Annotated in this window: 6 protein-coding genes; 1 reads left to right on the top strand and 5 read right to left on the bottom strand. The window is 33.8% G+C overall.

Annotated features, from left to right (window positions below; genetic code table 11):
- Nucleotides 1-318: 318 nt before the first annotated feature.
- A complete protein-coding gene (gene dndD / locus ACP6PL_RS30210; RefSeq protein ID WP_426549068.1) occupies nt 319-2301 on the top strand; it encodes a DNA sulfur modification protein DndD in 1983 nt (660 codons plus the stop codon).
- Nucleotides 2302-2494: 193 nt separating this feature from the next.
- Here dndD and ACP6PL_RS30215 read toward each other — a convergent pair whose 3' ends face one another.
- The 5 genes from ACP6PL_RS30215 to ACP6PL_RS30235 all read right to left on the bottom strand — a co-directional run bounded on the left by ACP6PL_RS30215 (nt 2495) and on the right by ACP6PL_RS30235 (nt 15643).
- Entirely contained in the window at nt 2495-3013 is a 519-nt protein-coding gene (locus tag ACP6PL_RS30215) for a hypothetical protein (RefSeq protein ID WP_426549069.1), read from the bottom strand.
- 719 nt (nt 3014-3732) lie between these two features.
- A complete protein-coding gene (locus tag ACP6PL_RS30220; protein ID WP_426549070.1) occupies nt 3733-5370 on the bottom strand; it encodes an acetolactate synthase large subunit in 1638 nt (545 codons plus the stop codon).
- Between the two features lie 1432 nt (nt 5371-6802).
- Nucleotides 6803-8170 carry an NAD-dependent succinate-semialdehyde dehydrogenase gene (locus ACP6PL_RS30225; protein WP_426549071.1) on the bottom strand — a complete coding sequence of 456 codons (1368 nt, stop codon included), beginning with the start codon at nt 8168-8170 and terminating at the stop codon, nt 6803-6805.
- A 1204-nt stretch (nt 8171-9374) separates the two neighbouring features.
- Nucleotides 9375-11792 (bottom strand): GumC family protein, encoded by a 2418-nt coding sequence (locus ACP6PL_RS30230; protein ID WP_426549072.1) that lies wholly within the window; start codon nt 11790-11792, stop codon nt 9375-9377.
- 2195 nt (nt 11793-13987) lie between these two features.
- The gene (locus ACP6PL_RS30235; protein WP_426549073.1) at nt 13988-15643 is read right to left on the bottom strand and encodes an SLBB domain-containing protein; all 1656 of its coding nucleotides are present in this window, start codon (nt 15641-15643) and stop codon (nt 13988-13990) included.
- Nucleotides 15644-15652: the final 9 nt, after the last annotated feature.

Consider the following 15652-nt stretch of genomic DNA (forward strand, 5'->3'; position numbering starts at 1 on the left):
AACCTCTATTTTTCCGAGTCTAGGTCAAAGACAAAAATTTTATGTTGATCAACAATAAAATTATCTTTGTCAAACTTACCCCCTACTGGAAAAATTCAACAATGACTAGGAACTTAATGAAATTTTCTCTGGCAAATTTATCTCTGGTCAACCTCTATTTTTCCGAGTCTAGGTCAAAGACAAAAATTTTATGTTGATCAACAACAGAATTCTCTTTTTGAGACCTACCTCCTACTAGGAAAAAGGTAAATCCTAAGAATAAAAAAATCAAGTTAATTATCCCACTAACTTTCCCCCTACTCCCTCAAAAAAACTGAAATGATATTCCTAGAACTCGTCTTACAAAATTTCGGACCGTACTTCGGTAAACAAACAATAAACTTTCGTCCTACCCTTACCGAGCAACCCCGCCCCATAATCTTATTTGGAGGTATGAATGGAGGGGGAAAAACTACTCTTTTAGATGCCATTCGGCTTGCACTTTACGGTCATCGTGCACAATGTTCAACTAGGGGAAATTTAACTTATGCTGACTTTCTTTCTCAATGCGTAAACCGCAATACTCCTCCTACAGAAAAAACTCGTATTGAATTAGCTTTTGAACATATTCAAGATGACCAAGTTGTAGAATATCGTATCGTTCGTACCTGGGAAAAAAATCCTAAAGACGGCAAAGATTGTCTGGGAATTCTTGATGGTGAATGGCCTGATTCTTACTTGGCAAATACCTGGGATGAATATATAGAAAATCTTTTACCTTTGGGAATTTCTAATCTATTTCTTTTTGATGGAGAACAGGTAAAAGAATTAGCTGAACTAGAAACACCACCACCTTTAGTCATAGATGCAATTCAGTCATTATTAGGATTAGAATTAGCCGAACGTCTCGCAGGAGATTTAGATATTTTGGTGACTCGGAAAAAGAAACAACTTGCCAAGACTAAAGAAATAGCAAATTTAGAGGAGATTGAACAAAAACTCTATCAGCAAAAAACAGATTTAGAAGTTGCTACAGAAAAATTGGTAGATTTGGAAAAGCAATTAAAAAAAGCTACAGAAAAGCAACAAAAAGCCATGAGAAAATTTGTCTCGGAAGGGGGAAAAATTGCTGGGGAAAGGAGTCAGTTAGAACAAGAGTTTAAAGATGTAGAATTAGAAATGGATAATGCTCGTCAGGAAATGGTTGAACTTGCTGGGGATGCTTTACCTCTAGCTTTAATTTCTCCACTTTTGGAACAAGCAAGTTCTCAGGGCGATCTAGAAATTTTACGCGACGAAGCAGAAATTGCTTTGGATGCTTTTCAGGAAAGAGATAAACGTTTACTTGATTATCTGAATAATTTATCTATTTCTACTGAGAAAGTTAGCAAAATTGAAGAGTTTCTCAATCAAGAAAATCTCACCCTAAAAGACGAAATTAATGAAGCTAATGAACCTTGGTTGTTTCCTGACGAACAAGCTTTAACTTTACTAGAAAATTTGTTGCGTTATGAGATTGAAAATTCTCTGAACAATGCTCAGGAAAGTTTAACTCGTCTGAAAGATTCTGAAGTAGAAATAGATGTTCTCGAAAAGCAATTAGCAACTGCAGCATCCCCCGAAGCTTATGAAATTTTGGCAACTGCTTTGCAAAAGGCACAAACTGAGTTAGCCAGGGTACAAGTTGCTTGTGAAAATAGTCAACGTGAGCGTAAAAAGTTGGATGATGCTATTACTCAAACTAAGAAGGAATTATTTAGTTATACTGACAAAACTATCGAACATCACAATATTCAACATATTATTGAATCCTCTGCAAAAGTTAAACAGACTTTACAGCTATTTAAGGATAAGTTAACCCTAAAAAAGCTGAATAAATTAGAGATAGAAGTTACTGAATGTTTCCGTTATCTTTTACATAAGCCAGACTTAGTTCATCGCGTGGCTATTGATACTCATAATTTTGCTCTTTCTCTCTATGATGATCGAGGTCAACTTGTTCCTAAGCATCGAATATCTGCTGGAGAAAAACAGCTTTTGGCAATTTCCTTTTTATGGAGTTTAGCACGAGTTTCTGGTAGACATTTACCTGTTGCTATTGATACACCTCTAGGTAGGTTAGATTCTTCTCATCGTCGAAATTTAGTTGAACGTTATTTCCCTTCTGCTAGTCATCAAGTTATTCTGTTATCTACTGATACTGAGGTTGGTAAATCAGAAGTAGAAAATCTCCGTAATCTAGAAGCGATCGCTCACGAATATTTTCTCGAATATGATTCTCAAAGGAATCAGACAAATATAAAAAAAGGGTATTTCTGGTAAGCCACTTTTTTCCCTCTACTTTTTCAGCAGACCCTAACTTATACCTGAATCAAATCACCATAATTTTTCTCTGTTCAAGTCTAATACCAGAGTCTTATTGCAGGTATAATGCAAAATTAATAGCAATTTGCTTCGGTTAATAAACCAAATAACAATAGCGAAAATTTTCTTAACTGTAGTGATAAAGTTAAACTTATTTATAAGCTTGCCTGGCTGTCACAGGTTTAAATTTAGTATCCACAAACTGCACCGGATAATAGGTCTCAATCCATAAATGAGCCCCACAAGATAAGGGTTCATGAGGTTTATAAACTATACGACAAGGACCATGTATTTCCATCTGATAACCCAAATCGTTACGATTGGTTTGCTTTAAGCAGACTACTGGCATCAATTGCTCTGGAGTCATTTGAGGATCGTATTTAATTCTTTTACTATTTGCTTTAATTTTCTGTTGATTTACATGAATCCTTGTGGGCGTCTGTCGCCTTCTTTTACACCAGAGACCTTCAGGGCCTCTAGTACCTGGTATAACAACAGGTATTTTACCGTACAGAGGAATCTGCCAAAATCCTTTGTGTTTGTAAGCCCCTTTTATTCTATTCTGGGAAAGTAGAACTCTGACTCGTTGACAACAAATACCCAATAAAAAAGCAGCTTCTCTTGTTCCGATAATAGTCTTTTTTACTCTAGCACTATAGTTTTTATTCATCAATAATAAATAAGTTAAGGTTATCTTATAAAGAAATTATCTTAGATAGATAATACCAAACAAAGTTAATCAATTTTATAGGTATAACACCATAAGAATAAATATCTCTCATCTTTAAGTTGTCAATCTGACAAATCCCATATCTAAGTTCTGACTTTAGTTATATTTCATAACAAACTTTCCCTATTCATTTTGTCATTGGTAGTTGAAAAGTTTATATTTCGTATCTTACCTAAGTGGTGAAAATATAAAAACTTTCCAACTTTCTATTATTTTTCAGTAACTGAGAAATAACTAATCACAAATTGGATAAAAATCTCCTACTCAAGCTTACTACTAACGGGACTGAAACAAAATAAACTCAAAAAACAGGGTCAAATATAGATGGGCAAAGGCTTTTACGTTAAAAAGGTATAAATCCTCAATTACCAACAGTTCTAGCCATTTTTAGGGCATCGACGTAATTCCCTTGTCTAGAGAGACTTTGAGGCATTTTTCCGACCATAAAATGTTTAAGTACTACTAACATAAGCATTCAGCTAGCTCGCGGTCAGTTTTTAGCTGTTTCATAAATAATGAATATACACTTATAGTGGTCAAGGCCAGTTTTTTCCAATACTTTTAATTCTCGTTAAATCTATCAATACTAATTCCTGCTTATAAAGCAATGAATTAATAGCTGATAGCTGACAGCTGAATGCTTACCCACTAACTAATAACTAAATAGAGCAACTTAAACCACCTGACTTTTGAGTAAAACGAGTATTTTCTCGGTAATCAACAGGACAATCTATCACAGCAGGAACATCTTGAGCAAGAGCCTCTTTCAAAGTAGGAATTAAATCAATAGCAGACTCAACTCGATAACCTTTCAAACCAAAACTTTCAGCAAACTTAACAAAATCAGGATTGCCAAATTTAATAAAAGAAGACTTGCCAAAATGGTTTTCCTGTTTCCACTCAATCAATCCATAACCACCATCATTAAAAATCAAAGTTACAAAAGCAGTACCTACTCGTAAAGCAGTTTCCAGCTCTTGACAATTCATCATAAACCCACCATCCCCTGTAGCTGCGACAATCTTGCGGTCAGGATAAACTAATTTCGCAGCGATCGCTCCAGGAATAGCAATACCCATTGCAGCAAATCCGTTAGAAATCAAACAAGTATTAGGACTATCGCAATGATAATGTCTAGCAATCCACATTTTATGGGCACCAACATCAGAGATGACAATATCCTCTGGCCCCATTACTTGACGTAAATCATAAATTAGTTTTTGAGGTTTAATTGGAAACTCATTATCCTTACCATATCCCTCATATTCAGAACGCATATTTTTTCTAATTTCTGATACAGTCGGACTTAATTTATTGATGCGCTCCGAGCGTCGCAAAATTTCATTCAAAGAATCAGAAATATCTCCAACTATTTCAGCTATGGGAATATAACTACTATCAATTTCTGCATATTTTGCCCCAACATGAATAATTGGAATTTCGCCTTGAGGATTCCATTTTTTCGGAGAATATTCAATTAGATCGTAACCAACTGCAATAACCAAATCTGTTTGGTCGAAAGCACAACTAATATAATCTCGTTGTTGCAATCCTGTCGTCCATAAAGATAGAGGATGAGTATAAGGAATCACCCCTTTACCCATAAAAGTATTAGCAACAGGAATATTTAATTGTGTAGCAAATTCCGTTACAGCTTCGCTTGCATTCCCTCTAATCGCTCCATTTCCAACCAAAATAACAGGATTTTTCGCCTTAGAAATTGCCACTGCTGCTTCTGTCATACTCTGATAAGCAGAATAAGATTTTTCCCGCTTATCTTGATTCAAAGGTGTACCTTCTACAGACATTGCAGCAATATTTTCTGGTAGATCGATATGAACAGCACCAGGCTTTTCTTGTTGAGCTACTTTAAATGCTTTGCGGACAATTTCTGGTGTGTTACTAGGGCGAACAATTTGAGCATTCCATTTAGTTACTGGGGAAAACATAGCCACCAAATCTAAATATTGGTGAGATTCGATATGCATTCTATCAGTACCAACTTGACCTGTAATTGCTACTAAAGGTGCTCCATCTAGATTTGCATCGGCAACTCCTGTCATTAAATTAGTAGCACCAGGTCCTAATGTTGATAAACAAACTCCTGCTTTTCCTGTGAGACGACCATAGACATCTGCCATAAAAGCAGCACCTTGTTCGTGTCGGGTAGTAATAAATTGAATTGAGGAATTTTTCAGAGCTTCTAGAATATTTAGATTTTCTTCTCCAGGCAATCCAAATACATATTTTACACCTTCATTTTCGAGGCATTTCACCAATAATTCTGCAGTGTTCACTTTGATTTTTCTCCTTTTATAAAAACTGGTAAAAAACTAAGTCAAAATCAACATTTAAAAATGGGGAATAGTTACGGTAAAATTCAAAAGCTTTTTCAACTATTTATTGTTGTTATGATATCAATATTTTAGGTATTGAAAAAACTGTTATAACACTAAAAAGAGGAATTTAGTTATTAAGTCCAGCGTCTTCAGTTTCTAAAATTGGTTGGGGATTGAATCTCCATTTATGCAATTGAAATATTAATACGATTTTCAAAAAAGAATGTTACAAAACTATAGTTATAGGCAAGCCAAATATTTATTGTGCCTGGTATAATACCAATTTTATGTGAGGCTGCACAGAATTATTTTCATAATTCATTTATTGGTCTTTAATTTATGGTCAGTTATGATGGAAAAATTCTTCTATGCAGTTTTATTTTAATTTGGTGTAACCTAAAACCTGTAACTTTCTTCAATAATAAATAATTAAGGTATATTCAACTGTTCCTCTATCTGATTCCTTCTTCAACTCTTTAACTAAATAAAGCTAACTCCAGAAGTCAAATCCAACCCTTGATTTAGAGATAAAAAGTTTGATAAATATTTTTTTTGCTATTTACCAATCTTTTCTAGGTCATAGATTAAATCTCATAATGTTTGTTCTAAGGTAAGCATTCAGATATAATTCATAAGCTATCAGTTACTAGAATAAGGATAAGTGAAGGAGCAAAGAATTAAAACTATAGGAAAATGCAGATAAAGGAGATTAGGTAAACTGAGATATCTACTAGAATACCTGTACAATTGTCTATACTGAATTGGCCAATAACTGACTTGATTTTTATTGCTGACTGCTGTTAACGTAGTTACGATCTAGGAGGCTAGCTAATAGCTAAATGCTGATGTTATAAGTTGTTAGTTGATTTACTAAAATTTGTATCATCCCCGCTCTTCCTTTTCCCCAAAACAGAAAAACTTTCAAGGTAGATAAAAGTTAAGACTGTTTGATTTTTTTGTGTTTTTCTCAGAGGAGAGAGTAGGAAGAGTTTTTATTAATTAATAAAAAACAAGCTTATGCTTAACTATCAAGAGTTTTTAAGCTGACAATTTTTAATTTTAGGGTTACATATCAGACAGTCTTAGGTAAATAAAAGGAGATTTATAGATACAGAAAGTTTTCTTAGCAAATATTCTCTCAAACTCAACATCTCATACCAAGTTTTGGGTATTAGTACTATCATAATCAGACTTAAAAAATTACCCTGATTAATAAATAAAGAATCTAAGTACAGCAATATTTTAGGTAATTGGTATAAATACTAGAGTGCCTAGATTTATTTTGTAGGTAACTTAACTGCCAAGAAGCTTATAAACTAAGTGTTGTCGGAAGTCTTTTTACCTATAATTTTAGCTTTAGCCTAGACGCTCTACTCCCAATACCTATTAATTATTTAACCCAAACAGTCTTAATATTGACAAATTCCAAAATTCCTTCCCTGCTAAGTTCCCGACCATAACCCGAACGTTTAATCCCACCAAAAGGTAGACGTGGGTCAGACTTAACTAAACCATTGATAAAAACAGCACCAGCTTCCAATTCTGATATTAACCTATCTGTCTCTACTGTATCTGTGGTCCATGCACTTGCACCTAACCCAAAGGGTGTATTGTTTGCCAATTCTATAGCTTCATTAATATTAGTAACTCGAAATACTAAAGCTACCGGACCAAAAAATTCTTCCTGATAAGCAGGGGAATCTATTGGTATCTCAGCCAAAATTGTTGGTGGATAAAAATTTCCAGGAAGGTCAGATAAAAGATGACCACCAGTAATAACTTTTGCTCCTTTCTCTACAGAAGCTTTTACTTGAGCATTTAACTCTTGCAGAATAGATTGAGTTGCCAACGGACCAATATTAGTATCTGGCAACATAGGGTCTCCTACTTTTAAAGCCTCAAATTTTTCTACAAGACGTTGTTGAAATTCATCAGCGATCGCCTCTGCCAAGATAAAACGTTTAGCAGCAATACAAGATTGACCGCTATTTAGCATCCTAGCTGTAACTGCTGTAGATACAGCTTCTTCTAGATTAGCACTTTCTAATACTATAAACGGATCACTACCTCCCAATTCCAAAACAGTTTTTTTAATAGCTCTACCTGCTATTGCTGCTAAACTTGCACCCGCAGGTTCACTGCCAGTTAAAGTTCCTGCTTTTATTCGGTCATCTGCCATAATACCCGCTACTTTATCTGACCCTATCAATAGAGTTTGAAAAGCACCCTCTGGGAAACCTGCTTCTTTAAAAATTTCTTCAATAGCTAAGGCACATTGAGGAACATTAGAGGCGTGTTTCAATAATCCCACATTTCCTGCCATTAAAGCTGGTGCTGCAAATCGAAAAACCTGCCAAAAGGGAAAATTCCAGGGCATCACAGCTAGCACTGGGCCAATTGGTTGATAACGAACAAATGATTTACTAGCATCAGTTTGTGCAGGGACATCAGCTAGAAACTCGGCTGCCTTTTCTGCGTAGTAGCGACAGACTAAAGCACATTTTTTAGCTTCAGCGATCGCCCCACTTAGAGTTTTACCCATTTCCAGAGTCATTATTTTGCCAAATTTATCAGAATTTTTCTCTAATATGTCTGCTGCTGCTAATAGCCATTCCCCCCGTTGATTCATGGGAATTTGACGATATTGGTGGAAGGTTATTTTTGCTAATTCTAGTTTTGTTTCAATCTCTGCATCTGTGATTGGTTCAAAAGTTTTTAGTGTTTCTCCTGTTGCTGGATTAATTGTAGCTATCCCCATATTTTTTTCTCCTCAAAAATACAAAATCCTCCTCTCATAAGTCAAAATTCAATACTTATGAAGATCAATAAATTTTCACTGATAAAGTTGCTATGCAAAAAACATAACAACTTTAATTTTTTAGCACTGACTCTTTGGGTAATTTAACTTATTGTGTTTTCTCAGTCTGGATGTTAATTTAATTTTGTTTTGCAAATTTTTGTTGACTGAATTTAACTTTCTACTCCATCTTAGTTCCTAAGACTAGTCAAATCAGTTAATTCTTAACTATCTTTTACAATTTTTTAATTATCAACAAAAATACCTATAGGGCTACGGGCAAGTTAAAAGTCATGTATTCAAAAGTCAAAAATAATCTCTGACTTAATTTGAGCATTTATAAATGCCCTAACTATAATGCGTAGTGCTATAATATACGACAATCCTGATAAATATAAAGATTAACCCCTTGTGTAAAGTGCGGAATAGGGATAATAATTCTAAAATGGTCAGCATAATCATATACTATTTATCCTAACCAACTATTATGAGATACTAAAACACTATTTTATATTTACCGAGCATATGAATTTTTTCCAACTTCAAACTAGGATATTCGCGGAAGTTTGAGAATAACATCTTCATCTTCACTCAACAAACTGTAAAGTATTATTATTTCTATAAAGTTGTACGCCACGTTAGATTTTTTTATAGATCAATAGGGTTCAGTCAAATATTTTTTGGGGAAAGCTGTATTTATAGCGGTTTTCACAAAGGTAAACTACAGATAAGAAATAAGTATCTTTAAAGTTTGATAATTCGCAGACTTCATAGCTGTATTCTATGTTAATGAAAACTGCTACAAAAAGCTCATCTTTAAGTTGCCTACCACAGAACTTTTAGTTCTATCTGCAAGGTATTACTGTATAGGATAGTAATGTTGAATGGCAATTGAAATTATGATTATATTATTTCCAAAAAAATTACAATTTATATTCCAAATACTCTCTAAAATTTCTGCTTTATAAATCCAGCATAGCTGCCTTGCTCTTGTCATAGAGCTTCCCTTCCTATTTAAACTTAAACTATCTAACTAGATTTAGTATCACAACTACCGAAATTTTTTGCTATAGCACTACGCGTCACGATCAGGAGACTTAATAAATTCTCAAACGAGCTTTGGTGCATTATTTTTGACTTTTGATTTGCGCGTAGCGCTACTACCCTACCTCATTTCCTCATACTGAGGCTCAATATACTCATAGTCATAATATCGCTGATAATAAGAATCAGCTTTATCGCCATTACCCACTATTCCTAACATCGCTATACCAGCCATACTCAAATCATCCAGAGCTAAACTTAAAGCTTCTCGCTCAGTTTTACCCAATCCCACCACTAACAATAATCCATTAGTACAAGCTGCCAATAAGTTAGCATCAGCTCTTCCCAATAACGGAGCAGTGTCACAAATTACTAAGTCAAAGGTGCTAGCTGAATCTTGAATCAATTGGTGCATCTGCCTTGAGGACAAAATTTTTGTTGGGTCTGGTGGAATAGGTCCAGAAGTTAAGACAAATAGATTTTCATCTACAGGCGATTGCTGAATGACAGTTTCTATTGGTGTATCATCAATAATTACACTACTTAAACCCTGCTGATTTGACAATCCCATCATATTATGAATTTTTGGACAACGTAAATCGGCATCGATTAATAGTACCCGTTGACCCATAGCAGCAGCAGCGCGAGCTAAATGACCTGCTACTGTAGACTTACCATCCCCTGGTAAAGCTGAACTAATCACAAAAGAATTAATCGGATTTTCGATATTTAATAGACGAATATTAGCATTTAAAGTGCGGAAAGCTTCTTGAAAAGCTGAGGGATATAAAACCAAAGATGAACTTTTCTTTTCTTTCAATTCGTCATTCATCCACATTCTTTGTTCATGTACAGGAATTACTCCCAACAAAGGTAAACCAATAGATTTTTTAACTTCTTTTGGTGTCTCAAAAACATCTTGCTTAAATTTCTCTCCCAATTGAGCCAATAATATTCCAAATACTAATCCTGTAACCCCTCCCAGAGCAAGATTTAATAACATATTTGGAGACAACATTACTAACTCACCGTTTTGACTTTTTAGTAATTCTGGTGGTGCAATTAATTCCCAAGGTAATTTTGTTTGAGCTACTTTTACTTGTAATATTTGTTGTTTTTCTAACAAGTCTTTAATCGTTTTACTTGATATTTCTAAATCTTCCTGAATTTCGGTGTAACGCCTTACTACTTCTGGCATTTTTTTCCCATATTCATTTAATTTAGCTTCAGCTTCATCCAATACTTTACCTCTAACTTCCATCACCTCTATTTGATTTGCAGCCAATATCATTTTGTGAATTAATTCTAGCCGAACAGAATCTTGAAAAGCTAAAGCCTTTTTACTTACTTCTTCTATATCTCTACCAATAACTTTTTCTGCCTCTTGATTTAATAAAGGTAATAATTTTTCTCGCTGCTTATATAAAGCTTGCATTTGAGGTGCTTTTTCTTTAAAACGAGCTGACTCTAGAGCAATCGTTGTTTCTACTTTTTGTAATTCATTTAATAATGATTGATATCTTGGAGATTGACTTAAAGCCGAAGCTATCAAAGCTTCTTCTGGATTAATACCCAACTGACTTTGTAACATAGTATGGAGTGATCGCTGTTGGTCAAGCAATATTTTATTTTCTAGTTTTTGAGATTGAATTTCATTTCTTTCTACCGCTATTTCTTTACTTTTAACTTCTGGATTAATAAATAGATACTCTTGTTGTAGCTGTTGTAATTCCTGTCGCATGTCTTTGATTTTTTGCTGATATTTAGGAATTTGTTTTTGAACAAATTTTAATCCTTCACCAGTATTAGTTTTACGGTCATCACGACCATATTTAGTATAAGCTACTGCTAGCTTATCTAAGACAAACTTAATTTTATTTTGGTCTGAGTCTTGATACCTAACTTCTAGAATCTTTGTGTCTTCTAATCTTTGAATTTTAAGTCTTTCTTTACTAAGAAACTGATTTTTTTGTCTATCAAATAAGAAATTATAATTAACTTCTGGGTATTCTTTTTGAATTTCGGCAATTATTGGTTGCATAATTTGCGGACTTTTTAGCACTTGAATTTGCGACTTATAATCTAATATATAATTGTTATCTTCTTGATTTTGATTAGCAACTGAAGCAATTATTTCCTCATCCATACCATCAATAATTCTTGCTGCCTGTTTTTCCCAATCTTCTCCGGAATTTGTACCTAATATTTTTTCATTTGTATCTAATTGATTATTAGCTGAATTCTTAACTATAACTCGTTCAACTAATATTTGAAATTTTCCCTGATATATAGGAATCTGATTTAAACTCCAGAAATATGCTCCAGTTGTCGTAGCAGTTGTCACACTAAAAATCAAGAAAAAACGATGACATATCAATTTCCAAATCTTATTTTCTTTTTGAGATGGTTTTGCTTCAAATTTGTCAAACTCAGCCTCATATATATATTGATTATGAGAAAAATTTCTCTTGGATTCTAGTAGTTTACCGGAATTATTATATAAAGATAACTGAGAAGTTTTTTCTGGTTCCATATCCATAGTCAAAAATTAAAGTTGCAAAGGTAAAAATCAAAAATAAACTTTTTTTTCTTAGATAATACAAGATAATTTAAAAATATATTAACCAAATATACAACTCCTATATAATAGCATTGTCTCAAAATTAATACTATGCTAGTAGTAAAAATAACTATCAAAATCACAAAATTTATTAAATACTAATATCACGTTAACAATATAGTATTTAGAAAGATAAAATTGAAGTATAGCAAAGCTTTTTAGAGTTCAATAAAATACCTATTTTATAGCGTTACATATTAATATTAGGACATTCTTCTGTTTCCTATCTTATGTTTCCTGTTTTTTTTCAACTAAAATTTATCGCTCTAATCAATTAACGTAGTATTATATCTAATCATAAATCTATCAATAAATAAATAGAAATGCTACTAGGAAAAATCTAAGTTATTTTTTACTCCTAACTCCTAATCCCTAAAAATCAGTTCTAAGTCTTATTTTTTTTTGAGATAGAGTTTGATCTTTAAATTTTTGAAACCCAGCCTTATATATATTGATTCTGGGATAACATTCTCTTGGAGTCTACCAGTTTACTTCCATTATTATATAAGGAATAGTGAGAATTTTTTTCTCGTTTCATATTCATAGTTAAAGTCAAAAATAAAGTTATTGCTATGATTCAGGTAAAATAGTTTTATATAGCCATCCTATTTCATTTGTAATATTTTGGTGGTCATTATAAGTCATAATTTCAAAGGTTTTCAGTTTATTTTAACTGTTATAAAAAGTTTTACAAGCAATGTAGGATTATTATAATATCCTGATCAGAATTGCTAGGTCTATATAATAACAATTCAATCAAATAATCTTGTCAAGAATACCTGTTTCAAAAAATATTACTACGTTAATTTTGGAAGTAATACAAGTAGGGGATACCTGCGTTTGGCAATAGGGCAAAATTTAAAATGGAAGGTAAATTTTTCCCTATTCGTTATTCCCTATATTTTTACTTTTAGTCTTATTAAGAAGACCTATTTGAAAAAATATTATTACATTAATTTTTTAGTAGGTAGAGGATCGATAGATTTCGGAATAAACATAAGTAGGGGGTACTTTGGTCAGGGCAAACGCATCTTATTATGAAGTTCTCACAGGGCAAGGATATTAGATTTATAAATATTTATACTCATTATCCCTCTAACTCTAAAGCTTAACGGCAGAAGTTTCCATAATTTATATGCGTTTGCCCTGGGTACTTTGGTCAGACAATAGAGGTAAATTCAAGAGGGATGGCACCTTTTTCCCTATTCCTTATCTTTTTGTAGACAAAAGTCATAGATAATAAATGGATAAAGAAATAGCAATTATAGGATACTACTTCTTCTAAATCCTGATTTATACCAATTTGTAGTAAGTATTGATCAAATTGGGATAACTAACCTCTTAAAAATTAATCTAACTAATAGTAGTAACGTGTCTGGCTTTAGAATGTGGGTAAGTTTCATAAATTGATATCTCTACCCCCAATTCCTCTACTGCAAGAAGAAGGGGAAAAATTTGTTAATCTGGTATTTTCAGACTTTACTCTGATAATTCCTACTTCCCCTTCCCTTGTAGGACTATGCTTTACCCAAATAAGATCGAATTCCTGACAGGATAGGGGAGAGGGGGAAGAGGGGGAAGAGAAGAGAAACCTGCCATTTCTCATATCTAGGACAGAGGTGACTAAAAGTGAATAAGGCAATTTTACCATTTGCCAACTCTGGCTAGCTGCTATAACCACCTTATCCATACTCCCCACACTCCCCACCTTACAATGCTCATAAGACTTATGGGTAAGGATAGCCTACAAGGGAAGGGAGTCGGAGGGTTAAGTTTTACTCACATTTATTTTCAAGCTAGACTAGCTAGTATAGCCAAGGAACAAGGAAAAACTTAACTGGGAAAAGAAAATATACTTTAGTAGTAAATCAAAAAATAATTTTACCTACCTACATATTTTTATGAATAACCTTACAGCACTTTTGAGGATTGTGATGTACAGTTGAATAATAATTTATCTTGCTTATACCCTAACATCCTAAAACTCTTTTACCTGATCAACTCCAAAACTGCTGTAATTCCTAGTAAATAGCACTCAAGCAAAATAACTTATTCTTTTATTTCCCTTCTATAAATCTTGAGAAATAATTCTAGCAATTTTTCCAACTACTAAATTAATCAAAAATATCAAAAAATATCCCTAAAATTCTATTAATTGGACTGAAAGGAGCTAAAACACCTCCTACACTATCGCTTAAGGTTGCTCTACCAGAACGACCAACTACAATTACATCATTATTTAGTAAATTTGGATTAGTTTCTTCATTAACTTTTGCAGAAAAATCTACTTGTACTTTTCGCCGAGTAACTGTACCATTAGGATTAAGACGAATTAGTTCTATTTCTTCTGTTTCTGCTCTTGCTGGGTTAAAACCTCCTGCTGCTAACAAAGCTTGATTAAGTGTACTATTAGGAGTTACAAAAATTGTTCCAGGTTTAATTACTTCCCCAATAACATTAATTTTGAGATTACCTGGAGAAAAACTTGAGGCAGTAACTTCAGCTAACTCATCTAAATTAACTTCATCTGCTACTGGCACATAAATTGTATCTCCTGATTGTAAAACTATATCTTGGCTTAAATCACCACCTTGCAGTAGTTGCCAAAGGTCTACTTTAATAATTTGCTCCGTACCAGCGCGAGTTAGTCGGCGCACCCTGATTTGTCGAATATCTGCTGCTGAAGTAATACCTCCCGCCATTTTAATTGCTTTAGTGACAGTATGCAGCTTAGTATTCTGAGGCAGTGAAATATTGCTATCTGCTTCAGTAGAATCTGAATTTTCTTCAGTAGGCAAAACTTGACTTTTGTCAATATCTGTTTCTAGTATATATGGACCAGGACGTACAACTTCTCCAACCACTGCAATGTTGAGAGGTTGAGTATTATTAGCAGCAAAGTTAGCACTTGCTAGCTGGTTTGACTCTACTGGGTTAATTTCTGTAATACTAGGGACAAATAAGGTATCCCCATCCCGCAAAGAAATATCTTGAACTAAGCTACCATTTTGGAAAAGTTCCCATAGATTGATGTCGATCACTTCTTCTGAGGCGTTGGATTGAAAGCGACGAATTTTGATTTGCCTGATGTCTGCTGAAGTTGTTACTCCACCCGCTACCTGTAATGCTTTAGTAACTGTAGGTAGTTGAGTCCCGCCTTTACTGTTACCCCCTTGACTAACTATCGGAGAAATTGTGTACGAACCAGGATGTTGAACTTCTCCGGCGATCGCTATTTTTAATGGACGTGCGGCTAATAGGTTAAGGTTAACTATAGATATTTGTAGGTATTCGCCGTATTTTTCTTGAATTAATTCTTTGGCTTGATCTAAGGTCATTCCCTGAACAGAGACATTACTTATTAATGGTAGGTTGAGAGTCCCATCAATTTGTACTTGATGTTGGCCATTTTCCCCACTATATTCTGGTAAGTTAAAGATATCTATTTGAACGCGATCGCCTGCGCCTAGTGTGTATCCTTTTGAATCTAGTAAGGGTGTTTTTGTTTCAGGAATCAATATTTGTTCTGGCGCTGGAGGTATTAGAGGCGGTTGTACATCTATACCTTTAGGTCCAGGTTCTGTTAGTTTTGGTAAGGTTGAGGTTCTTGGTATTGTTTGGTCTTTTTGAAAGAGGGGTTGAGCTTGTGCAGAATGTGAGATACCCCAGTAACTGCATAATATAACTACTTTTCCATAAGTTAATATTTTGGATAAAGATAATATTTTGCTAATTACATATTCTTGATTTTTTGATTCTTGCTGCTTCATTGCTCATTC

Origin of the sequence: Dapis purpurea BLCC-M126 (assembly GCF_050015975.1) — a bacterium.
Taxonomy (GTDB): domain Bacteria; phylum Cyanobacteriota; class Cyanobacteriia; order Cyanobacteriales; family Microcoleaceae; genus Trichodesmium.